Raw genomic sequence first — 22,179 nt, forward strand, 5'->3', positions numbered from 1 at the left:
TGTATTGGGTGTCCTAATTGTAGGTTTTTTATTAGCACACATAGCTTTTTTCATGCTAACACCCCAAGCCTACATGGTTATTAAAGCACTCATAGAGTGCTTTAATAACCATTTAATCAGTACCTAACCTCACATTTAAGGTACTTAAACTCCCTTCAATAAATCCTTCAGCTAACTGCATATTTATTCTTATTATTCTCTCCCCCTTTTTTTACGTCTTCCTATCTCTCTTTTAGAAACATTATATACGTAATGTAAAATTATTAATTCAAATTCATTAACCCGTGATATTTTCAGCCTGGCAACACATCCATCAATCACTAATCCATCGTCATCGCTGCATGACGGCTTGGATGCTCCAGATGGTGGCAGAAGGCCTTTAAAACCTGCAGCTATCGGCGAGTAATCAATGCAGCTATTATCTTTTGCCCATACACCCCATCGGGATAAAACTTCCTGAATATCACGCATTATTCTCTCCACACTTATTTTTGCTTGCCGGTAGCGATAACACCCATCGCCAACGCCTTATCTAAAGTCTTAACCAGCAATAAAATCTGGCTCCCGTTTATCTCTTCCCAGTCTGTTGTGTTCGCATGTAACTCGTCATGACACCTCCTGCACAGCGGTATCGCGAACAAGTCATGTGCTTTGGTAGCCATTCCGCCAAGACCGTTGCCGGTGATGTGGTGCGGGTCATCCGCCTGTCCCCCACAACCACAGCAAGCTTGATGCTTCACCCATTGGGTGTACTTCGCGTTCTCCCATCGGCGGCGCTTGGGCCGTAGCATGAAGCTTTCCGGTGTCTCGGGGTCGATTGCCAGATTAAGGACTGGCTTAACTCTCTCCACCACCTCCTGAATCATCTCCGTTGCCGCTCGTTCTGGTTGTATATCTGCCTCCCGGCCAACAGCCTTAATTGGTTCTTGGGGTCGCAAACGGAACACCTTACGCGCGGCGGATTCCGGCAAAACATCAACGACACCTTTGAGACATGCCCACCAGCACAACTCTGGAAAACTCAGCTGGTGACCCTGCGGCAGCTGTAACTCGGTCATGGCGGCGCGGATCACGTATTCAGCTTGATTGATATAAACCAGCTCGTCTAAGCCCTCTACCAGATGACCACGAAGCTTTGTATCGTGGTACCAACAAAGGCGAACGGCACTTAGTTCGTATTCGGTCACCGTCAGGTTTTTATCGTGATAATTGTCCTCTCCATGCTTCCACTGGCAACCCTTGCCGTGTTCAAGCCAGATCTTCATACTTTCTATACCACCAGCAGCGGTTATCACCCGCTTATCCAAGAAAAAAACCTTCAAACGCTCATCATCCAGCAGAGACTGATTGGCTTCCGGTATTTCGCCGATCGAAAAGTGTGCCAACTCATCCGGGACAGACGAAATTAGCAGGCGACGCTGGTGGAACAAATTCATGAGGCCGCTGCCAGGCTTCAAAATAACGATCCCGGCGTCTCGTTGTGGATACGGCGTTAATATTGCTCTCATTCACTCCCCATTAGGCCGCGCTGGCCGTCACCATCAACCGGATCAATTCCTGAACTTTTGATTCATAGAAGTGAGGCTGTGTTTCTCTTGGGTTATTCGGGCTGGTAATGTTCTTGCCGTACTGCAATCCCTTAGCTGTCACTGACCAGAACTGCTTTTCGCCATTGCGGGCTTTTGCTGAATTGCTTGGGCGCGTTAATCGCTGGACAATGCCGAGGCGAGCGAGACGCTTAAATGCTTCTGTTGGGCTGACAGGGATTGAATTATTTTTGAGAATGGTACTCAGCGCCTGAGTTGGCCGGCTGGATCCATCAACGGCATTACTTGGCGCGTCAATGGCATATTCCGGTGCTAGGTTTGGCAAACCAGCAGCAACCTGCAACTTCTGGCAGGCCCCAAGGACTGAGGAATTTGAAAGGTTGAGCTCTTTACGCATGAACTCGAGCAAGATAATCCCAGCCTGCATTTTGTCAGCAGATGGGTTAGCGGCAGTGATGGAATGGGTAACTACCTGATCGAAGGTACGGATGACTTTAAGGCTGAACGTTGGGCTGATCCACATGGCATAGGCATATACCAGTTCTTTGCAGACATATGTGCCTTGTTCGACACCACCACGAACAACGTGAACTGGTTGCTCCGTAGGCGAGTTGCTAATTTGCAACTCGGTCACCAACTGTACAGCTTGCTCATTTCTGAGCCAGAAAGCGGGTTTATGCTTATCTAAAGCGCCAGCGGCACGGTGTAAATCATTGAGGCAGTAGCGGCCATCTTTATCCAGACGAACAGAAACACCCTCAATTACGAGTAATTGATTCATAGATAACTCCACAGTTTATGTTTTATTTGTCCCCTATCGGCTGCACACCGACTGCACAGGGAACGTTCACTGCACTGTATAAACGTACAACGAGTTGGAGGCTTGTGCAATTTCAAATTACACCCCCAGCGCCAGGCATAAATTCAGTAATTAACAGCTCAGCTTTACCACCCTTTATCACCGGCCCCCACTCGACCACCATTTTTTTTATCTGACTATCGTCACCCCACACACCGGCGTGTGTCATGCAGTCGAACAAGGCTTTCTGGAAGTTATCCAAATCCCTTTTAGCCCGCGTTGGCGGAAACAATACAACATGCACCTCAACTTCCGTCATGATGGGCTTTGGTCGTCGCCTGAGTTGCTCGTAAATGGCCGCAATAGCGTTACTTCGGAATAAGCGCCCTCTCTCGCTGATCTTCATTCCGGTATTAGTGGCGCGCCAGTACCCGTTAACGCTGGGCGGGAAAGGTAACGTTAAGCGCATGACGCCTCCCCTTTCAGCATGAGTAAACTGTTAATGACGGAGTCGGCATGCTGCAGCGCTGCGGTGTAATCGAAGGTGCTTAGCTCCCCCGTAGGGGAGCATGCTGTTAGATAGTTTCGATATTGCTGGAGCCAAAGAAGCTGCATTTCATTCATTGACTGCCACCTTTACAGAATGGGCAATACGTGCCGCCGCAGTAGTCATATAATCAGCATCTAACTCGATGCCAATAAAGCTGAAACCATCTAACAGCGCCGCCTTACCTGTAGAACCAGACCCCATAAATGGATCTAAGACGGTTCCGCCGGCAGGTGTTATCAATCGGCACAAATAGCGCATTAGTTCTGTTGGTTTTACCGTTGGGTGACTGTTCCTGGCGCCGTTGGTTCTACCGGCCCCAGCGCGTGGATCATTTAGGCCTGCGCTACCTTCCTTCCTCCCACCTGTCATATCTGATGCGGATACTAGTAAAAAACGTTCCATACCTTCATCACGCTCTGCCTTACTGACCTTGGCGCAGTAAAAGAATCGTGCCGCTGACTTACTAGCCTCAATGCGCGCAATATGCTCGCGAGGAGCAGACATATCGCCGTAACACACCCTAGATGGGCGGGATTTTCCGGTAGTTTTCAGATCCCCTTGCTGACCCTTTGCATCAGGAAAAGAGGCGATTACTTCATCACTACCGTCATGTATTATATTTGCTGGCCATCGACCAAGCTCAGCGGCGTTCCAATCGGGACCGTCTGCAGGCTTGCTGTCCCTAATGTTCGAAAGCAGTTCACCGGATCCTCCTTTAAGCGCTTCGGTTGTTGGTAGCCGACTTAAATCTATGTTCAACACACCTGTACCGAACTGTATGACGTTTTGTTCAACCGTTCCGTTTAGTGGTTTTCTTGCCAAAACAATGGGCTCGTGTGCTGGCTTCAAAGCGGTACCTTTCCCCTGGTGCTCCCCAGTTAAGTTTTTTGACTTAGGGAAACCACTACCGTACAGCCACATAATTTGATCGCGGATCTCGAATCCAGCATCTTCAATGTTCACGACAAGTCTGTGGTAGGTCCGAGCGCCGCCAAATGCCAACAGATAGCCGCCGGGCTTGAGGGTACGAAAACACTCAAGCCACTGCGCAACAGTCGGCACCTGGTAGTCCCATTTTTGACCCATAAAGCTAAGTCCATAGGGAGGATCGGTAACAATTGAGTCAATAGAGCTTTCTTGCATACGGCGCAAAACGTCTTCGCAACGTCCCATATTTAGCTGATAAGTCATGCGTTCCCCCTCGCCCGGCGCAGTGCCCAAAGTTGCTGTTCAACCTGTTGTGTGATTTCTTTCAGCGATGATTTCAGGCGGTATTGTCTGTTCCCAGCTGGCCCAGTTATTTCAAGCGCGTGATCCCGATGATTTTTTAAAGTCTGCATCACAGTCGAAACGCATGTTGAGTTAGTGGGCTGCCCCGTTTTTTCTATGATGTCCAAAGCAATCTGCCTGGTACTGCGCGGTTTCTGGTTTTCGGTCATATCTGCGATAACAAGACTTTGGAGTGAGGTTTTCATGCTGCCTTCCCTCCCTGCATCCGCTGGTGGCATTCCTTCCAGATCTGGTTCCAGCGAGGCTGTGAATATGCTGGCCCCATGTTTCTCACGTTGGCTTTGCTGGCCTCGGAACAGACAAGCTTCTCCAGTTCGCTTGGCTTTTTGGTAGCCCCAACACCTGAGGTAAACCGGCGATAGGCGGCATCGCGCTCAGCAGCATCAAGCGTGGAGTCATTTTCTGCTGCTACGGCTTCACTTGAACATGCTGGACGGCCAGCTGTGTGCCAGGCTTTCGCAGCCAACAAGTTGGATGAGAACTTTTCGGACGAGAAAATAGTTGCCGGGTTCAGGCCACGCGCATATTTCGTGCCCAGCCAGCAGGCAATCAGGTGGTCGACCACGATAAGCATTTCAGTTCTGGTCGCCGTAGCGTTGCGCAGACGGGCACGAATGTGTTGCAGATTGCCGTCTGTCGGTTCGAACTGAACGCCGGTGAGTTTTGACAGGTGCTGAATAACCTCCGTCGCTTCTCTGGTTAAACGTTCAGAAATAAATTCCTCTCCGTCGGTCGGCGCAGCCGGCTGACAAGAGGGTTTTATGATCTGTTTGTTTTTATCTGTGTCATGATCTGTATAGAGATAGGATTCCGCACTTTCGCGGTTTCCATCATTCCGCACTTCTGCGATTTCCATTCCGCGATTCTGCGTTTCTGATTCCGCACTTTCGCGATTTGGATTCCGCACTTTCGCGGAGTCCAAGCAGGACGGGAATATTTTGGCAATTAGGGCGTCACCATCAACACGATAGTGCATTGTAGGGGTACCGTTTACCTTTCGACTTTTGGTCTCGATAATCCCAGGGAAATACTTCGTACACAGCTTACTGGTCAGGCGGGAAACCTGATCATCACTGAGCCCTTCCAGGTCATCCCCCATTTCCTTGTGACTCTTATAGAACCACCCTTCCCCAGCAGACGATTCGACACCAGACCAATATACAATTTGGTTTAAAATCGCACCGAGGACGTACGCCTGCTGGTCACCGGCGAAGAAGCGAATATATGGGCGCGGAATGATAATCACATTACGCTGGCCTGAAAGAGACTGAACAACATCAAATATCCGGCTCATCGATTACCCTCTCAAACTTCTGGCGAAAGAGTTCAACGGGCTGCGCGCATTCGTGGTCATATCCCGTTCGCATGAAGATGACGCGGTTTCCAAGTCGGTCGAAACCCACAACGTGGACCATAACGCCCCGCCAATCCTTATAGTACCGGTCAATCTTTTGGGTTGTTCCTGACATGAATACCCCCCGCAAGCAGTGTCATATCCGTGTCTTTCCCACCAGGTAGCAAATTTACGGTTACACGACAGTTGTCGACCACCAACCACTACAGCGTGTGACCGAAGCGATATCCCACCAACTGAGGAATGTTTATTTTTTAACGTCATATCTCTCTTCCTTCGCCTGGCGGGCTTTCATGCCTTCGCTGTTAAACTTATTCCAACGCGCAACCACATCTTCACGCGCTATGCTGTGGTTGCTGGGTTTTCCCGGCTCGCGTACTATTTCTACGTAGACGCAGGGCCGCTGCGATATACATTGGAATTGCACAACCGGCCTAACGCGGTTTACACTGTTCATGCGTTGATTACTCCACACTGTTTAGTTAATGCACCCGACGCCCCGAGCTGCACACTTGGGGCGTCAACTTCTCCGAAAAGCAGTTCTGTCACGACCATGATTTCTGCCACCAGCGCCTGAACCCGATACCCCTTAATTCGCATCCGCTTGCTTTCATCGCGATCTAACACGCCGTCTGCCGTCAACTCATTGTGGGCTTTTGCAAATTGCCCCAGCGCAGACAGCAACTCATTAAACTTAATCAGCAGTTCTTCATTGCCCATTTCCGCGATATCTGGAAATTTTACGAAGGTCCCTCCGTTGCTTCTGCACATAGCTTCGGTGATATCAGTACGCCCGGAGATCTGCTCCATCATGATGGCCATGCCGAATGGCACCATCTGACCACCAACCTGCCGCACGCGATTGCTCAGCGCGTTATGGGTACCGTCATGTGCCAGGTGCTGAGACATAGCGCCATATCCACCAGCAAAAGATGTGATAAGACGATGCATCGCCGCGGTGAATTCTTCTGGTACAGGGAAATTCTTGTTATCCACAATGTGTTACCTCTCTCTGTGGTTACGGCTGTGCGCCAGCGGTGGTAATCTTTTCGTATTGAGATGGGTCGTATTTGAGAGCACCGTTTGTGGCCTTCTCAGCCAATAACGCGTACTGCCATGGCACAATATCTTTCCAAAGACTGACGGTTGATTTTGAAACCCCCAGCGCTTTGGCTGCCGCAGTCGCAGTTCCGAAATGCGCTACTAAATCTTGTTTAAACATTTCACCTCCAGATAAATAATCAATAATGCAAAGTTTAATATTTCAAACGCAAAATAGTCAAGAAATTAAACCCCATGTTGTTTAATTCTTTAAACATGAAAAAAGAAACGATGAGCGACCGCATAAACCAACGTATGAAGCTACTGAGGTTGCGGAGCACTAATTTAATGGGCGCCACTGGCGCATCGAAGGGAACCGTTAGTCAATGGGTAAACGGCGGTACCGAGCCGTCTGCGCGCTATTTGAGTAAACTGGCTGAGGTGTTAGGCGTAACTGAACGTTGGTTGTATGAAGGCGGACTTATCGAAGAGTCAATCGGGAACGCAACACCTGGCCCCGCACTGCGCCGCCGGGTTCCGCTGTTATCATCAGTGCAGGCAGGAGCCTGGAAAGAAATCGTCGAGGGGCATTTGCAGGACGTGACTGAGTGGATTGAAACCACAGCGAAAGTATCTCCTTACTCATTTTCGCTGCGTGTATCTGGCGATTCTATGGATAGCCCTCCAGGGCAAGGAATTTCCCTGCCTAATGGCTCCATCGTTATTGTTGATCCAGATGTAGAGGCAATAAATGGTCGTATTGTTGTTGCGCGCATCAATGGCTCAAACGAAGCGACAGTAAAAAAATTGGCTATTGACGGACCGAACATGTATTTGATGCCGCTCAATCCAAATTTCAAACCCATCCCATTCGATGAGAACTGCGAAATTATTGGGGTCTGCGTTCGCGTTGAAATGAATTTGATGTGACCAATTAAGCTTTACGAATGACCGGCTCCGGCCGGTTTTTTTTCGCCTCAAACTTTATTGTTTAATTATTCGAACTTTTTCATTGACAGTTCTGTTTGAAAAGTTAAACTTAAATCCAACAGACAGCACAACGGAAAGAACACAGCAGCTTAATGAGGTATCAGAATGGCCGAAGGTGAGCGTGTCGAGCTAAATGGTGAATGGACTCCTCTGTACAGTAAATGTCCCTGCTGCGGGTTCGACCTAAATAAGATCCCAGAGCCCCTTGCCGACAAGGTAAATGCCGAGCAAGCAAAGTGCCGTACCCGTGGGGCTAAACTTTCTTTTGTAGCCTTGGCCCATAAAGCGCTGGCCCCATACTTCTTGTATGTGAGTTCGAAGTGGGTGGTTTTTCCATTCTCCAAGACCAAGAAAAATGCCACCAAGCGAAATAAGTAATGTCGGTTTGGTTGGAAGGTTAGGAAGTAGGCCTGCGGCCGAAGCAAGAAAAATGGCTGTACAGACTGAAATTACCACCATGTACCAAGCGTCTAGCTTCAGTTTACTAACTGGATTTTCCATAGGTTTTAATTTCTTGGTTGTGTGAGAACTCCCAAGATAACACCGCCGCCTGAGGTGGAGAAGTATCCAGGCACACAACGCGAAGTTCACTGACGAGCAGGACATAGAGCCTGGTTCGATTCCAGGCGACAAACTTAAATGTTTGGTGATGGGCAGGGAAAAGGTCCGTTCAATTCGGACACCGGCAGTGTACTTCGCGTTGTGGTGTAAGCATCAGGTGATGGGCGGGCTACCTACCCGTCTGCGGTTTCGATACCGCCTCCACAATCCAAATCACTGTGGAATGTGATGCTGTGTGTAGTTTTTTGCGGCTGGACCCATCTCAATCAACCAATTACGGAGGAGTGAGGATAGTGTCCGCTACGGGCCAGCCGCCTTTTTTTTGCATTCATAGCGAAGAGTACCGGGCGGGTTATCCCTTTAAACCCTCGTACAGTATAAAGCCTCCCGTTCCGGTGCCTTTCGCTATGTGTGTGAGTGATTTTTCCGCAGGGTGCACTGCGATAACTGAGGGCATGACAATGACTGTAAGCCGTATGACCAACGTCCCGGAGTTCCTCTCCGAGTTAGACGCAGGCATCTTCGAAAACAAAATAGCTGCCGCGCTGAATAACGCCGCGCTCGGTGTGCTGAACAATGGCGGCAAGGGAAAAGTGACCATCGAAATCGATGTGTCGCGGATCAGTAACTCGATGGAAGAAAAACGCGTGATGCTGTCTCACAAGCTGAAGTTCTCTGCCCCTACACCGCGCGGTAAAACCTCAGAAGAGGACCTTACCGAAACACCTATGTACGTGGGTAAAGGCGGCAAGCTCACTATCATGCAGGAAGATCAGGGCCAGTTGTTCACCATCAAAGGCGATGCCGACGGCAAACTGCGCGACGCGCGCTAATCCGGCCAATTAATCAGACCTTAGCTAAAAGGAAAATTTCATGTCTCAAGTTTTAGACCAAACTGCGATCGCAGAAATCCGTGATATGACTTTCACTGGTTTTCTGAGTGATAAATTAGATGGTGCAGACTGCCCGACTATTGCCCTGCCGAGCAATGTGCGACTTCAAAGTCTAGAAGGCTATCAGCTGGGCCGTTTCCGTTTTCGTGGAAAGCTACAGACGGCAAACATCCCTGACTTTGTTCGCTACTGCAAAGAGTTCGCGGGCGAAGGCGTGCGCAGCTTTATTGACGCTGAAGGCATGGAGGCGGTGACCGTGTTTAACCTAGGCACCCTTGGCGAACCAGGTCATGCCGATAACACTGCAGCGTTAAAGCTCAAGAAAACGGCCCCATTTAAAGCGCTGCTGAATATCAACGGCCAGAAAAATCGCCAGAAAGATCTGGCTGAGTGGCTGGAAGACTGGGCTGAATACCTGCTGGCGTTCACCGCTGACGGCGAAGTTTTAGATATCAAAAGAGCTATTAGCGGTGTGCGTAAAATCACTATCGAATCATCCAGTAATTCAGACCATGAAGATTCTGACTTTGGCGCTAAACGCTCGCTTATGGAAACCGTCGAGGCCAAGGGCAAAGAGGCTATGCCTGCGGCATTCGAGTTTGCATGCGTGCCGTATGAAGGTTTGACAGAACGCCGCTTCCGACTCCGTTACAGCATCCTGACCGGCGGCGATGTCCCTGTCCTAGTGCTGCGTATTGTTCAGTTGGAAACAGCAGAAGAAGATATGGCCATCGAGTTCCAAGCTCTGCTGGAAGAGAACTTTACCGGCGTTGAAGTTGAAACCTTTATTGGTGACTTTACCGCCTGATAGCGCAACCTTAAATGCCCCAAACCAGCGGGGTATTTAGTGAATCGTTATCCATTAAATTTATTGCCGTCACTGGCAAGGGATTCGATCACCCAGAAATCAATGTGCAGGTTATTTCGATAATAAATTGTGGAGTAAAAAAATGACATGGCTAACAACATTTTCCGGTAAGCACTTCAACTTCCTAGCACCAGATATTGGGGCGATAAATAAAGAGGATATCGCCCAGGCTCTTTCAAATGAATGCAGATTTGGCGGTCATATCCCTCAGTTCTACAGCGTGGCACAGCATTCTGTTCTTGCCAGTTACCTGGTACCACGCCAGTACGCCCGCGAAGCCTTACTGCATGATGCGGTCGAGGCATATTGCAAAGATATCCCGCAACCGCTGAAAGGCCTATTGCCGGACTATCAGCGAATCGAACGGCAGATAGACCACCTGATCCGCTTTAAATATGCGCTGCCGCTGAACACTAGCCCGGAAGTGAAAATGGCAGACCTGATCATGCTGGCCACTGAGCGACGCGATTTAGAAATAGACGACGGAAGCATCTGGCCAATTTTAGAGGGAATAAAGCCTGCCGATATTCTTATACATCCACTGACACCTTCGCAGGCCCGTTCTGAATTTCTAAAGCGTTGGGATGAGCTATTCGTGAAAGAGGTATCCATCAACTTAAACGCTTACAGGGAGGGAAAGCCATGATTACCCACCAGCAGCAACCAACTTACAACACATGCATGTGCGCATGTATAGCGATGGTTGTCGGGTTACCGGTGCAAGAAGTAATCGATAAATGGCATGAGCACTTCCACGCCGGTAAAGGGGAATGGCTTGACGATGCCCTCGACTACTACGGAAAGCAGTACTTTTATGGGCATCCGCGTAAAGCAACCATCACCAATGGTTTCATTTATTTTCTAACAGTTCCTTCATTGAATATCGAGGCTGGAATGCATCAAGTGTTATGCCTGGCGCTTGAAGGTAACGGAGTCACTATTTATGACCCAGCAAAGGGCCGTGAAAATGCCCGTTACTATGTGGCTGGAAAACCACACTCAGCTAATGAAGTGCAGATTAAATCATGGTTAATAGACCTGATCCTCCCCATTGCCATGAAGGAGCAACCTCATGACCAATAAAACCCAAGTGGCTGAGCTATATTTAGCCAATCTATTAGAATTCAATTCCCCGCATAACGATACGGCGGCTAATGCTAAAGGTTGGGAGGTGCACGCGTTAGTGCTTCGTGTTCAATCAGCAGAAACCGAGCTTGCCGCGCTACGTGGGCAAAAGCCGGTGGCAGTGGTCGAGCTTAGCGACTCCCTTACTGTTGCTGAAATAAAGGGTGAAGTGCCACGCAGAAAAGCTGTTAAAGAGTTATACGAAAATGCGCTAGTCGTTGGTCAAGAGCTATTCACCCATGCACAGCCGGTGCCGGTTGTCGATGCTGGCATAATTCGCGATGCTAATCGCTATCGTTTTCTGCGTGATGGAGATGCTTGGGGCGAGGATAGCGATAGTTGGGACCCCGATACTCGGACTGGCCTAATCAGCTCGGCGAACTTGATAACCCTTGAGACTGGCAGCTTTGACGCTGCAATTGATGCTCGCATGGCAGCATCAGATATCCCGTTTTATAACCCTTTACAGCCGTTCTTGGTTAAGCCGGTGAAGTTCCCTAAAGACATGCAGATTTCTGATGCCATTAAAGCGAATATTTCTTCGGATTTTATGGATGGCTATAACGTTCGTGGAATTATGGACCGAAAAGCTGTTGAAGCCGCTGGCATTAACGTTTTATCTGCTGCTCCCGTGGCAGAGTGTCCACCAGCGGGCATTTAAATATCACCCTGTGTGCAGCAGGTAAAATAAACATGTGGAGAGGTTTATGTCTGAACATTCTGAAACCAGCATAATTTCTGATTCTGATATTGAAGCGTTGACCGGTTATAAAATCCCGACCAAGCAATGTGATGCTCTCCGTACCGCGGGGATCTTCTTCATTGTGAGAAGAGATGGACGTCCTCGGACAACTTGGCAGCATTTCAATGACCCTATGGGTCATCGTCAACAGCCTGCTGCCACTTCAATGCAGGAGCCAAATTTTGGAGCTATGGACTAATGGGAAGAAAACGCACAAACCCGGCCGATAACTGGATGCCCCCGCGCACTTGCCGGGGCCGTTCGGCCTTTGAATTTAAACCAAAAAATGGCGGTACTATCCGGCTATGCGGTTTTGACTCCTCTCCTGCTCAGGTTTGGGCAGCATACGAGGAATTAATCAACGATAAGAAAGATGAGAATTTATTCGAAGGCTTGGTGGATAGTTTCTTCAACTCTGGTGACTTTATGGAACTGGCAAAAGAAACACAAAAAGACTATCGGAAATATTCCGTGAAGGTTATGCCGGTATTTGGTGGCATGCAGCCAGATAATATTAAACCGGAGCACATTCGAAAGTATATGGATAAGCGCGGGGTTAAAAGCCGAACGCAGGCTAACAGAGAAAAGGCATTTATCTCACGAGTGTTTCGCTGGGGATATGAGCGCGGCATGGTGAAGATGAATCCGTGCAAAGGTGTAAAGCAGTTTAAGGAGCAGGCCAGAACGACATACATTTTTGATAAGCAATATAATGCGCTTTATAGCGTTGCGCCGACAGTCGTGAAAGTTGCAATGGAGCTGGCTTACCTGTGCGTTGCCCGCCAGGCGGATGTGTTGAGCATGAAAAAAATGCAGCTCTTGGAAAATGGAATAATGATTCAGCAAAGCAAAACCGGTGTTGCTCAGATCAAGGCATGGGGGCCACGTTTGAAGGCGGCTATTGCTCTTGCCGGAACTCTGCCGATTAATGCGGGGATGAGCAGTATTTTTGTTCTGCATCAGGCATCGGGGGCTGGTTACACGCGGGATGGGTTTAACAGTCGTTGGATGAAGGCAAAACAGGAAGCAAAGCAGAAATTCCCAGAGTTGGATTTCAATTTTACATTCCATGATCTGAAGGCGAAGGGGATATCGGATCTTGAGGGTTCTTTGTCTGACAAGCAGGCAATATCAGGGCATAAATCGGCGTCTCAGACGGCCAGATATGATAGGAAAATTGCGATTGTTCCAGCTGTAGGGGATCAATAATATTATGAAAGGATATTATGAAACCCCAAAAACAAAAAAACCATCCGAAGGTGGCATAACGACATTACTACTTTATTGCTTTTGATTATTCAGCTAATTTTCCATGGTACCCGGGACGAGACTTGAACTCGTACAGCGCGAACGCCGAGGGATTTTAAATCCCTTGTGTCTACCGATTCCACCACCCGGGCTCCGGGAAAATTGGAGGCGCGTTCCGGAGTCGAACCGGACTAGGCGGATTTGCAATCCGCTACATAACCGCTTTGTTAACGCGCCTTAATTCTTTACTAATCTTACTGTTATACAGAACTTGATTCTATATATCGAATTTGGAGCGGGAAACGAGACTCGAACTCGCGACCCCGACCTTGGCAAGGTCGTGCTCTACCAACTGAGCTATTCCCGCTTTAATCAGAACTTACTGATTTTTTTAACTTATCTTCTGGCTGTTGGCTTGCTGCCTTCCGATGCGTTGCATTCTACTTAGATGACGCGATGAGTCAATAAAATTATCTGCTTATCGCGACTGTTTGCCGCTTTTTAAATCACTTCGATCAAGGTTCCAGCAAATCGTTTCGCGCAGCGAACAAATATTGGAACATTGACCAGAATGTCAGCACCGCAGCGATGTACAACGCTACAACGCCCACTGCCACTGCAATGTCATCTGGACGCCAAAGCAGAGCAACCAATGACAGCATCTGTGCCATGGTTTTAACCTTGCCTATCCACGACACCGCCACGCTACTGCGTTTGCCAATTTCCGCCATCCATTCACGCAGTGCAGAGATAATAATCTCACGAGCAATCATGGTTGCTGCCGGCAAGGTTATCCACCAGGCGTGGAAGTATTCTGCCACCAGCACCAGCGCAATTGCCACTAGCACTTTATCGGCCACTGGGTCGAGAAACGCACCAAAGCGCGTGGTCTGTTTCCAGCGACGAGCAAGATAGCCATCAAACCAGTCAGTGATAGCGGCGAAAACAAAGATTAACGCGCATGCGGCTGGAGCCCAGACGTACGGCAAATAGAAAGCCAGTACAAAGAACGGGATCATCGCAACGCGAAATAGGGTAAGGCACGTCGGTATATTAAATTGCATGTGCGTAGGTAACTATCTGTCCGATGTAGATATTATGAGTATGTTGCTACAATGACCCTAGTGTTTCAACGCATTATGGATTTTTTCTGCCAATGCGTGTGAAATACCCGGCACTTTTGCAATTTCCTCTGCGCTGGCATTCAATAATGGCTGGATGCCTCCCATGTACTTAAGCAGAACTTGACGCCTTTTTGGCCCTACCCCTTCAATTTCTTCAAGCGCACTGGTATTTCTGACCTTCGCTCGTTTCTTGCGGTGCCCAGTAATAGCGTGATCGTGCGAATCGTCACGAATATGTTGTATCACATGCAGTGCGGGTGAGTCAGATGGCAATGCAATGCCCTCGCCCTCGGCTTTGAAAAAAAGCGTCTCGAGACCGGCTTTACGATCTGCACCCTTGGCAATACCAATCAGCAGCGGCTTGGTCTTATCCCACGCCACGTCTAATTGTTTAAACACATCGATAGCCATCCCCAGCTGGCCTTTGCCGCCGTCAATGAAAATAACGTCGGGGATTTTTGCCTCTTCGATAGCTTTACCATAACGACGATTGAGAACCTGTGTCATCGCGGCATAATCGTCGCCAGGGGTAATGCCGGTAATATTATAGCGACGATACTCGGCGCGCACTGGACCATTCGCGTCAAATACGACACATGAAGCCACAGTCTGCTCGCCCATAGTATGGCTAATGTCGAAACATTCCATCCGGTTAATCTCGGAAAGATTTAACGTTTTGGCAAGCTCGGCCATACGTTGATGGATGGTAGAACGCTCGGACAAACGGGTTGTCAGGGCGGTAGTCGCATTGGTGCGCGCCAGTTTGAGATAGCGCGCCCTGTCGCCTCGCGGCTTACTCTGAATATAAACTTTGCGACCCGCCATTTCACTCAGCGATTCGGCCAACAGGTCTTTTTCCGGCAGACTGAAATCGAGCAGGATCTCGCCCGGCAGCGTTCGGGCCTGGCTACCTTGCAGATAAAACTGGCCAACAAAGGTTTGCACCACTTCTGACATGTCGGTGCCACCCGGCACTTTGGGAAAATAACTTCTGCTGCCCAGCACTTTACCCTGACGGATAAACAGCACATGCAGGCAGGCCATACCGGACTCGAAGCCAACGCCGATAACGTCGAGATCTTCGCTGTTTCCGCTGACAAATTGGCGCTCGGTAACACGACGCACCGCCTGGATCTGGTCGCGAAAACGCCCCGCTTCTTCGAAACGAAGATTCTTACTGGCATCTTCCATGCGCTCAATCAGCTGAGTTACCACCTGCTGGTCTTTCCCGGTCAGAAAAAGCCGAACGTAATCAACCTGCTGTTTATATTCATCTTCGCTCACTAACCCGCTGACGCAAGGCCCTAGACAACGCCCAATCTGAAATTGCAGGCACGGGCGGGAGCGGTTGCGATAGACACTGTTCTCGCATTGGCGAATAGGGAACAGTTTCTGTAAAAGGGTCAATGTTTCCCGGACAGCATAAGAATTTGGGAACGGACCGAAATATTCGCCCTTGGCATGTTTAGCGCCACGGTGAATGGTCAGTCGCGGGTGATTATCGGCACTCAGGAAAATTAGCGGGTAAGATTTGTCGTCACGCAACAACACATTGTAGCGCGGCTGGTAGAGCTTGATGTAGTTATGCTCAAGCAGCAATGCTTCGGTTTCTGTGTGAGTTACCGTGACATCGATCTGCTCGATATTTTTGACCAGTGTCTCAGTCTTGCGACTTGAGACCTGGACACGAAAATAACTGGAAAGCCGCTTTTTAAGATCTTTGGCTTTACCAACGTAAATGACCGTCCCGCTTGCATCGTACATTCTGTAGACGCCGGGCTGGCTGGTGACCGTTTTTAAAAAGGCCTGGGGATCAAAGCGCTCATTACTCACTGCCAGATAACGTCTCCGAGTTGAAAAGACCGTGGCGAATTGCCAGATGGGTCAATTCTACATCACCATTAATATTTAGTTTACTAAACATTCTGTAACGATAGCTGTTTACCGTTTTAGGGCTGAGATTAAGCTGCTCTGAGATTTCAGTGACTTTTTGTCCTTTGGTTATCATCAACATAATTTGCAGCTCACGTTCAGAAAGGCTGTCAAAAGGCGTTTCAGACTGAGGTTCAAGCTGGCCAAGCGCCATTTGTTGAGCGATATCGGAGGCAATATAACGCTGGCCAGAATCTACAAGACGTATTGCATTAACTACTTCCTGTGGTGCAGCTCCTTTGCTGAGATAACCGGACGCACCAGCTTGCATCACTTTCGCGGGCAAAGGGTTTTCGGTATATATCGTCAGCATGATTATCTTGATGTCAGGACAAAAACGCACAATTTTTTTTGTGGCTTCCAGGCCGCCGATACCCGGCATACTCATGTCCATCAAAACGATATCGACATGATTGCTGCGGCACCATTTTACGGCATCTTCACCGCATTGCACCTCATCAACAACGTTGATGCCTTTGACATCCTCAAGAATGCGTCGAATCCCTGCGCGCACCAGTTCGTGGTCATCTACAAGAAGAACGCTAATCAAAGAGAACTCTCCAAAATTAAGGGCGTCACACGGTCGTATTTTTCATTAGTACCAGGTAAGACCTGAAAGCAACAAACATGACTGCGGATATAAAAAATAGTATTGAAGCTAATTAAATCAACTGGCGTATTTTACTGCATGCGGGAGAAATTAACCAAGTACTGATTGCAAAAACTTACCCTTTAAAAATGTAAGGGAGAAATTCCAGTCTACTGTACAGGCTTATTCCAGTATAAGACGAAATCCTATAAAAATCATGAAATAGCGCAACAATCGTCAAAAGACGAAGATAACAAGATAAGCAAAAACTGCATTTGGTCATGACGATTTTATTAACGAGCAAAATAACAGCAGCCAACGGAAAACATATATTACTGATTTAATCAGGAATTATTTTTTTGTTATGAGCTTGATTAAATTTTTAATATGAAAAAGCGTCAACATTAGGTTGAAGTATTCTCATGTTAGAGACTTTGTTTAGCATCCTATCCCTGCATCTGCTTTATCCGTAGCACCAGAATAGTGTTTTACCCGGTGCTAATGGCAAGATGCTCCACGCCAGAAGATGACTGTGCTAATATGGTGCAACCTTTTGTGCAGCTTGTCCCCATATTGGCGATAAATTTTCAAACGACCCCAATGGCCTCCAAAGAGTGGCCAGTTTTAAGGAGCTTAAATGAGCGCATCTGATTTTAACACCCAGGCAAACGTTGAAACCCTCGCAACCGAAGTTGCCTGTCTGAAGGCTACCGTCACTTTTTTACTCAAGGCTATCGGCCAGGTTGATGCGAGCAAAGCAGTGCTGAATCTCGAAAAATTCATTACCCAAATTGAAGACCCACAGCAGGCTGAAATTTTCAACGCGACCCTACAGCAGATCAAACTTGGCTACCGCCAATAATAACGCGGTAACTTTAAACACATTTATATGAGAGCCCGCGGCTCTCTTTTTTTGTCATTAAGCTGATCCTCATCAAGTCGTGAGCCAAAGTTTCTCTTGAGATAAACGCCCAATAGATTAAATCTGCTAAAATAAAGAACCGTTTACTTTCAACCAGAGGCTCTTTTTATGACTGAAAAATCCAGTGAAAACAAAACCAAAGCTGATGATGTACACGTTAGTGATGGATTGGCAGAAATGCATAAAGTTGCCGAACAACTCACCGAAGAAGAACTGCATAAAATTGCCGAAGAGGCCAGAAAAGCGGCCGAAGACGCGAAGAACAATCCGCACCCCTGATACTGTGTGCGTTAACTGCCTGCACCCCGGACGCTGTAATTACCATGCATGAGAATTTTTTAGCTAAAAACCAATCGCTTGTCGCAAAGGCAATCGACTATCAACACGGAGACTTTGAGCCGTCGCATAGTCATGGCTGCTCCCAGCTAATTCATGCTCTTTCCGGCGTTGTTCAGGTGACTACTCATCACGGCGTCTGGATGGTGCCACCCGGCCGCGGCGTGTGGTTGCCCGCCAATGTTACTCACAGTCTGCGATTTATCGGTGGCGTACAGGCACGCACTTTATTTGTAGATTCTCTGGCTCGCGCCGACTTGCCGGATCAGTGCCAGGTGGTCCAGGTTTCACCGCTGCTGCGCGAACTTATTCTGGCCTCTTTTAGCGTTCCGGAAAATTATGCCGTAGGCGGACGCGACGAACGAATCATCGAACTGATCCTCGACGAACTACGACTGTTGCCAATCCTGCCACTGCATCTTCCTGAACCGCGCGATACTCAGCTTTTGGCTATTTGCCAGCAAATACAACAAGATTTGTCTGCTGCCTGGGAGTTGGAAGAGATAGCCGCCAACATGGGGATCAGTGGGAGAACGCTGTCACGCCGCTTTCAGCGCGAGACCGGATTGCGGTTTAGCGATTGGATTAGACGAGCGAAGATATTGTCGGCAATGAACGGCCTGGCATTGGGGCAATCGGTATTAGATGTGGCGCTGGAGCTAGGTTATGACAGCCCCAGTGCTTTCAGCGCCATGTTTCGCAGAACGCTGGGCGTGTCACCCAGCGAATATTTCAGTTCTGCGGCACGCGCCGCAGAAACAGCAGAGTCATTATCCTAACAGTTGAGCACTGGCATTAAACAGAGCCTGGAGAGAGGCGCTGGAAACGTCACTGTCGATTCCCACGCCGTAAACTCTTTCTCCCTGAGGGCGCTGAACGCTGACATAGGCCACCGCACGGCTGTGGCTCTGGTGTCCCAGCGTATGCTCGTCGTAATCGCCAATTTCCAGCATTAAATCAAACGTCCGATGCAGTGCATCCACGGCTGAAGACAGCAAGCCATTGCCGCTTCCGGTCAAGGTCAGCTCTTTGCCCTGATAATTTACCTTGGCACTAAACTGGCGAACGCTGCTTTCATCGCTGCGAATGTCATAGCTCAGCAGCTTCATTTTCGGCTGATCTATCAGACCATATTGCTGACGGAATAAACGCCAGATGTCGCTGGTGCCCATCTCTTTTCCGCTGGTGTCAGTCTCTTTCTGTACCGCTTTGCTAAACGCAATCTGCAACCCGCGTGGCAGCTTAAGCCCATGGTTCTGCTCAAGTAACCACGCCGCCCCACTCTTGCCAGACTGGCTGTTGACGCGGATCACCGCTTCATAGCTACAGCCAACATCGGCAGGGTCCAGCGACAAATATGGGACATTCCAGCGCTGATCTCCACGCAGTTTTTGCGCCGCGAAACCTTTTTTTATCGCGTCCTGATGCGAACCTGAGAAGGCAGTAAATACCAGTTCACCGGCATACGGGTGGCGCGGATGCACCGGCAGCTGATTACACTGCTCGACAATTTCAACAATGCCTTTGAGGTCACTGAAATCCAGGCCCGGAGAAATACCCTGAGTGTAGAAGTTCAGTGCCATAGTCACTAAATCGACATTGCCGGTGCGCTCGCCGTTGGCAAACAGGCACCCTTCAACGCGGTCGGCACCGGCCAGCAACGCCAGTTCGGCAGAGGCGACTCCGGTACCACGGTCATTGTGTGGATGCACGCTAATAGAAACCTGATCGCGACGGCTGAAATGACGGCAGAACCACTCAATCTGATCGGCATAAATATTGGGTGAGCTCACTTCTACCGTGGCTGGCAGGTTGAGGATCATCGGCCGCTCGGCGCAAGGCTCCCAGACTGCGGCAACCGCTTCACACACTTCCAGCGAAAAATCGAGTTCAGTCATGCAGAAAGTTTCCGGCGAATACTCAAAGGTCCACTTTGTTTGCGGATACTTTTCGCAAAGCTGGCGGATCTGCCTGGCACCGCGCACTGCCAATTCGACCGTGGAAGCTTTATCGGTGTTAAACACCACTTCGCGGAACATCGGCGATGTCGCGTTATATAAATGCACGATGGCGCGCGGCGCGCCAATCAGCGATTCAAAGGTACGTTCGATTAAATCACTGCGCGATTGAGTCAATACCTGAATATAAACATCTTCAGGAATGGCCTTGTCTTCGATTAAACCGCGGACAAAGTCGAAATCTGTTTGCGAAGCCGAAGGGAATGCCACTTCAATCTGCTTGAATCCACAACGCAGCAGCATGTCATAAAATTGGCGCTTACGCTGGTTATCCATTGGCTCGGCAAGCGACTGGTTACCATCCCGTAGATCGCTTGAACACCATTGCGGAACCTTATCAAGGGTTTTGCTCGGCCATTGACGGTCGGGCAGATTTACCGGTGGGAAGGCCACGTATTTTTGCGACGGGTTGGCTAACATAGTATTTCTCCATTCTTGAGTGCGGACCAAATTCCGCTGCCAGAAACAAGTATGGCGCAATCTGCAAAGTGTCGCGCCTCGCTAAATGACATTGACCCGCGCAAAACGGACAAAGCAACACTGAGATTGCCGAGGAAGTGAGCATTGTCATAACCCTGTAAAAATAAAGGTACATTTGCTGTCAGATTTTTTCTTCACGAAGTTATAATGCGCCGGAATTTAACATTACTATGTGGCACACCTGCCCGAATGCTGTTCATCCTCAAGCGGCAGAATTCACCACAATAATAGAGAAAAGAGCCGGTTAGAGCTCTTATTCCATACATGACAGGAACCTGAAAGCTATGCAAAACGAGACAGAAATCATTGCAAAAACGGAAGAAGAAACACCGGAACATTTGCGCCGAAATTTAAGCAATCGGCATATTCAGTTGATCGCCATCGGGGGTGCCATTGGTACCGGCCTGTTTATGGGCTCTGGAAAAACGATCAGCCTTGCCGGCCCTTCTATCATCTTCGTTTATATGATCATCGGCTTTATGCTGTTTTTCGTGATGCGTGCGATGGGTGAATTGCTGCTGTCCAATCTCGAATACAAGTCATTTAGCGACTTTGCCGCCGACCTGCTCGGTCCATGGGCTGGCTATTTTACCGGCTGGACCTACTGGTTTTGCTGGGTAGTTACCGGCATTGCCGACGTCGTGGCCGTCACGTCTTACGCACAATTCTGGTTCCCGGGTCTTTCACAATGGGTCGCCTCGCTAATTTTCGTATTGATCCTGTTTGGGCTTAATCTCGCGACGGTAAAAATGTTCGGCGAAACCGAATTCTGGTTCGCAATGATCAAAATTGTCGCTATCGTCGGTCTGATCATTACCGGTCTGGTCATGGTATTGATGCACTACCAGACGCCAAGCGGTTCCGTGGCTGCATTCAGCAACCTTTGGGACAACGGCGGGTTTTTCCCGAAAGGTGTCAGCGGCTTCTTTGCCGGATTCCAGATTGCCATTTTCGCCTTCGTTGGCATTGAACTGGTAGGCACCACCGCAGCAGAAACTAAAGATCCGAAAAAATCGCTGCCCCGCGCTATCAACGCCATTCCGCTGCGTATCATCATGTTTTACGTTTTCGCACTGATTGCCATTATGTGCGTAACGCCGTGGAGCTCGGTTGCCTCTGATAAAAGCCCGTTCGTTGAACTGTTTGTGCTTGCCGGCCTGCCCGCTGCTGCCAGCATCATCAACTTTGTGGTGCTGACGTCCGCCGCCTCTTCCGCCAACAGCGGCATTTTCTCCACCAGTCGCATGCTGTTTGGTCTGGGACAGGAAGGAATGGCGCCAAAGGCCTTTGGCAAACTGTCTTCGCGTGCCGTACCGTCCAACGGACTGATTTTCTCCTGCATCTGCCTGCTGGCAGGCGTAGTGCTGATTTATCTAATCCCTAACGTATTGACGGTGTTCACTCTGGTTACCACGGTTTCAGCGATTCTGTTTATGTTCGTCTGGACCATTATCCTGTGTTCATATCTGGTTTATCGCCGTAAACGCCCACAGCTGCACGCCGCTTCGGAATATAAAATGCCGCTGGGGATTTTAATGTGCTGGGTCGGGATGGCATTCTTCGCCTTCGTACTGGTGCTGTTGACACTGCAAGATGATACCCGCCAGGCACTGATGGTTACGCCACTGTGGTTCGTTATTCTGGGAATTGGCTACTGGATCCGTTGTAAAAAGCAGCCAGCACTGAAGTAATGCCGCTGCTCAATCAATGAAAAATGCCCATCGGTTTAACCAGATGGGCATTTTTTTATCGATGGCAAGGGTTGGCAAC

27 protein-coding genes, 3 tRNA genes and 1 pseudogene are annotated in these 22,179 nt (G+C 49.0%); 13 read left to right on the plus strand and 18 right to left on the minus strand.

Annotation, left to right across the window (positions count from 1 at the left end; genetic code table 11):
* Positions 1 to 112 precede the first annotated feature (112 nt).
* From SPM24T3_RS24635 to SPM24T3_RS09575, 11 genes and pseudogenes are all read right to left on the minus strand, one after another.
* Positions 113 to 471 (minus strand): annotated as a pseudogene (locus tag SPM24T3_RS24635) (antiterminator Q family protein).
* 14 nt (positions 472 to 485) lie between these two features.
* Positions 486 to 1,508, minus strand: coding sequence for a DUF968 domain-containing protein (locus SPM24T3_RS09530; protein ID WP_009636537.1), 1,023 nt, complete (start codon positions 1,506 to 1,508; stop codon positions 486 to 488).
* Positions 1,509 to 1,518: 10 nt separating this feature from the next.
* Positions 1,519 to 2,328 carry a KilA-N domain-containing protein gene (locus SPM24T3_RS09535; RefSeq protein ID WP_009636538.1) on the minus strand — a complete coding sequence of 270 codons (810 nt, stop codon included), beginning with the start codon at positions 2,326 to 2,328 and terminating at the stop codon, positions 1,519 to 1,521.
* Between the two features lie 112 nt (positions 2,329 to 2,440).
* Positions 2,441 to 2,815 carry a RusA family crossover junction endodeoxyribonuclease gene (locus SPM24T3_RS09540; RefSeq protein WP_009636539.1) on the minus strand — a complete coding sequence of 125 codons (375 nt, stop codon included), beginning with the start codon at positions 2,813 to 2,815 and terminating at the stop codon, positions 2,441 to 2,443.
* A 147-nt stretch (positions 2,816 to 2,962) separates the two neighbouring features.
* Entirely contained in the window at positions 2,963 to 4,087 is a 1,125-nt protein-coding gene (locus SPM24T3_RS09545) for a site-specific DNA-methyltransferase (RefSeq protein WP_009636541.1), read from the minus strand.
* Positions 4,084 to 4,371, minus strand: coding sequence for a hypothetical protein (locus tag SPM24T3_RS09550; RefSeq protein WP_009636542.1), 288 nt, complete (start codon positions 4,369 to 4,371; stop codon positions 4,084 to 4,086). Before SPM24T3_RS09550 ends, SPM24T3_RS09545 begins: the two co-directional genes overlap by 4 nt.
* Positions 4,368 to 5,480: a conserved phage C-terminal domain-containing protein gene (locus SPM24T3_RS09555; protein ID WP_009636543.1), complete on the minus strand. Its 1,113-nt coding sequence runs from the start codon at positions 5,478 to 5,480 to the stop codon at positions 4,368 to 4,370. The genes SPM24T3_RS09550 and SPM24T3_RS09555 overlap by 4 nt, the downstream gene beginning before the upstream one ends.
* Positions 5,464 to 5,655, minus strand: a complete 192-nt coding sequence (locus tag SPM24T3_RS09560) for a DUF4222 domain-containing protein (protein WP_009636544.1) — start codon at positions 5,653 to 5,655, stop codon at positions 5,464 to 5,466. The genes SPM24T3_RS09555 and SPM24T3_RS09560 overlap by 17 nt, the downstream gene beginning before the upstream one ends.
* A 132-nt stretch (positions 5,656 to 5,787) precedes the next feature.
* On the minus strand, positions 5,788 to 5,997 hold the full coding sequence (locus SPM24T3_RS09565; RefSeq protein ID WP_009636545.1) for a hypothetical protein: 210 nt from the start codon (positions 5,995 to 5,997) through the stop codon (positions 5,788 to 5,790).
* Positions 5,994 to 6,449 (minus strand): YmfL family putative regulatory protein, encoded by a 456-nt coding sequence (locus tag SPM24T3_RS09570; RefSeq protein WP_369699986.1) that lies wholly within the window; start codon positions 6,447 to 6,449, stop codon positions 5,994 to 5,996. The genes SPM24T3_RS09565 and SPM24T3_RS09570 overlap by 4 nt, the downstream gene beginning before the upstream one ends.
* A 109-nt stretch (positions 6,450 to 6,558) precedes the next feature.
* Positions 6,559 to 6,762 carry a Cro/CI family transcriptional regulator gene (locus SPM24T3_RS09575; RefSeq protein WP_009636547.1) on the minus strand — a complete coding sequence of 68 codons (204 nt, stop codon included), beginning with the start codon at positions 6,760 to 6,762 and terminating at the stop codon, positions 6,559 to 6,561.
* A 74-nt stretch (positions 6,763 to 6,836) separates the two neighbouring features.
* Here SPM24T3_RS09575 and SPM24T3_RS09580 point away from each other — a divergent pair, with 74 nt between their 5' ends.
* The 9 genes from SPM24T3_RS09580 to SPM24T3_RS09620 all read left to right on the plus strand — a co-directional run bounded on the left by SPM24T3_RS09580 (position 6,837) and on the right by SPM24T3_RS09620 (position 12,969).
* Entirely contained in the window at positions 6,837 to 7,511 is a 675-nt protein-coding gene (locus SPM24T3_RS09580) for a LexA family transcriptional regulator (RefSeq protein ID WP_237713020.1), read from the plus strand.
* 165 nt (positions 7,512 to 7,676) lie between these two features.
* Positions 7,677 to 7,949 (plus strand): hypothetical protein, encoded by a 273-nt coding sequence (locus SPM24T3_RS25885; protein WP_237713022.1) that lies wholly within the window; start codon positions 7,677 to 7,679, stop codon positions 7,947 to 7,949.
* A gap of 644 nt (positions 7,950 to 8,593) precedes the next feature.
* A complete protein-coding gene (locus tag SPM24T3_RS09590) occupies positions 8,594 to 8,965 on the plus strand; it encodes a hypothetical protein (protein ID WP_009636550.1) in 372 nt (123 codons plus the stop codon).
* Positions 8,966 to 9,005: 40 nt separating this feature from the next.
* Entirely contained in the window at positions 9,006 to 9,833 is an 828-nt protein-coding gene (locus tag SPM24T3_RS09595) for a YfdQ family protein (RefSeq protein ID WP_009636551.1), read from the plus strand.
* A gap of 142 nt (positions 9,834 to 9,975) precedes the next feature.
* Positions 9,976 to 10,539 (plus strand): hypothetical protein, encoded by a 564-nt coding sequence (locus SPM24T3_RS09600; protein WP_009636552.1) that lies wholly within the window; start codon positions 9,976 to 9,978, stop codon positions 10,537 to 10,539.
* On the plus strand, positions 10,536 to 10,976 hold the full coding sequence (locus tag SPM24T3_RS09605) for a hypothetical protein (RefSeq protein WP_009636553.1): 441 nt from the start codon (positions 10,536 to 10,538) through the stop codon (positions 10,974 to 10,976). Before SPM24T3_RS09600 ends, SPM24T3_RS09605 begins: the two co-directional genes overlap by 4 nt.
* Complete coding sequence (locus SPM24T3_RS09610; RefSeq protein ID WP_009636554.1) at positions 10,966 to 11,679, plus strand: hypothetical protein; 714 nt, start codon at positions 10,966 to 10,968, stop codon at positions 11,677 to 11,679. The genes SPM24T3_RS09605 and SPM24T3_RS09610 overlap by 11 nt, the downstream gene beginning before the upstream one ends.
* A 46-nt stretch (positions 11,680 to 11,725) precedes the next feature.
* The gene (locus SPM24T3_RS09615; RefSeq protein ID WP_009636555.1) at positions 11,726 to 11,959 is read left to right on the plus strand and encodes a DUF4224 domain-containing protein; all 234 of its coding nucleotides are present in this window, start codon (positions 11,726 to 11,728) and stop codon (positions 11,957 to 11,959) included.
* Complete coding sequence (locus SPM24T3_RS09620) at positions 11,959 to 12,969, plus strand: tyrosine-type recombinase/integrase (RefSeq protein WP_009636556.1); 1,011 nt, start codon at positions 11,959 to 11,961, stop codon at positions 12,967 to 12,969. The genes SPM24T3_RS09615 and SPM24T3_RS09620 overlap by 1 nt, the downstream gene beginning before the upstream one ends.
* 104 nt (positions 12,970 to 13,073) lie before the next feature.
* Here the strand turns inward: SPM24T3_RS09620 and SPM24T3_RS09625 are convergent.
* The 6 genes from SPM24T3_RS09625 to uvrY form a co-directional block, all read right to left on the minus strand.
* Positions 13,074 to 13,160, minus strand: a tRNA-Leu gene (locus SPM24T3_RS09625).
* Between the two features lie 11 nt (positions 13,161 to 13,171).
* Positions 13,172 to 13,245, minus strand: a tRNA-Cys gene (locus SPM24T3_RS09630).
* A 54-nt stretch (positions 13,246 to 13,299) separates the two neighbouring features.
* Positions 13,300 to 13,375: transfer RNA gene (locus SPM24T3_RS09635), tRNA-Gly, on the minus strand.
* 148 nt (positions 13,376 to 13,523) lie between these two features.
* Positions 13,524 to 14,072, minus strand: a complete 549-nt coding sequence (gene pgsA, locus SPM24T3_RS09640; protein WP_009636557.1) for a CDP-diacylglycerol--glycerol-3-phosphate 3-phosphatidyltransferase — start codon at positions 14,070 to 14,072, stop codon at positions 13,524 to 13,526.
* 57 nt (positions 14,073 to 14,129) lie between these two features.
* Complete coding sequence (gene uvrC / locus SPM24T3_RS09645; RefSeq protein WP_037378110.1) at positions 14,130 to 15,965, minus strand: excinuclease ABC subunit UvrC; 1,836 nt, start codon at positions 15,963 to 15,965, stop codon at positions 14,130 to 14,132.
* Positions 15,958 to 16,614, minus strand: coding sequence for a UvrY/SirA/GacA family response regulator transcription factor (gene uvrY / locus SPM24T3_RS09650; RefSeq protein WP_009636559.1), 657 nt, complete (start codon positions 16,612 to 16,614; stop codon positions 15,958 to 15,960). Before uvrY ends, uvrC begins: the two co-directional genes overlap by 8 nt.
* 676 nt (positions 16,615 to 17,290) lie before the next feature.
* Between uvrY and SPM24T3_RS09655 the strand changes: the two genes are divergently transcribed.
* The 3 genes from SPM24T3_RS09655 to SPM24T3_RS09660 all read left to right on the plus strand — a co-directional run bounded on the left by SPM24T3_RS09655 (position 17,291) and on the right by SPM24T3_RS09660 (position 18,690).
* A complete protein-coding gene (locus tag SPM24T3_RS09655; protein ID WP_009636560.1) occupies positions 17,291 to 17,515 on the plus strand; it encodes a DUF2594 family protein in 225 nt (74 codons plus the stop codon).
* A 168-nt stretch (positions 17,516 to 17,683) separates the two neighbouring features.
* Positions 17,684 to 17,854: a hypothetical protein gene (locus SPM24T3_RS25715; RefSeq protein WP_009636561.1), complete on the plus strand. Its 171-nt coding sequence runs from the start codon at positions 17,684 to 17,686 to the stop codon at positions 17,852 to 17,854.
* 44 nt (positions 17,855 to 17,898) lie between these two features.
* Complete coding sequence (locus tag SPM24T3_RS09660) at positions 17,899 to 18,690, plus strand: helix-turn-helix transcriptional regulator (protein ID WP_009636562.1); 792 nt, start codon at positions 17,899 to 17,901, stop codon at positions 18,688 to 18,690.
* On the opposite strand, the gene leuA is transcribed toward SPM24T3_RS09660, so the two are convergent.
* A complete protein-coding gene (gene leuA / locus SPM24T3_RS09665) occupies positions 18,682 to 20,349 on the minus strand; it encodes a 2-isopropylmalate synthase (RefSeq protein WP_009636563.1) in 1,668 nt (555 codons plus the stop codon). The genes SPM24T3_RS09660 and leuA overlap by 9 nt on opposite strands.
* Before the next feature lie 344 nt (positions 20,350 to 20,693).
* Between leuA and cycA the strand changes: the two genes are divergently transcribed.
* The gene (gene cycA, locus SPM24T3_RS09670) at positions 20,694 to 22,100 is read left to right on the plus strand and encodes a D-serine/D-alanine/glycine transporter (protein WP_009636564.1); all 1,407 of its coding nucleotides are present in this window, start codon (positions 20,694 to 20,696) and stop codon (positions 22,098 to 22,100) included.
* The last annotated feature ends 79 nt before the right edge of the window (positions 22,101 to 22,179 follow it).

The sequence above is a fragment of the Serratia sp. M24T3 genome (assembly GCF_000257645.1).
Lineage (GTDB): Bacteria > Pseudomonadota > Gammaproteobacteria > Enterobacterales > Enterobacteriaceae > Rouxiella.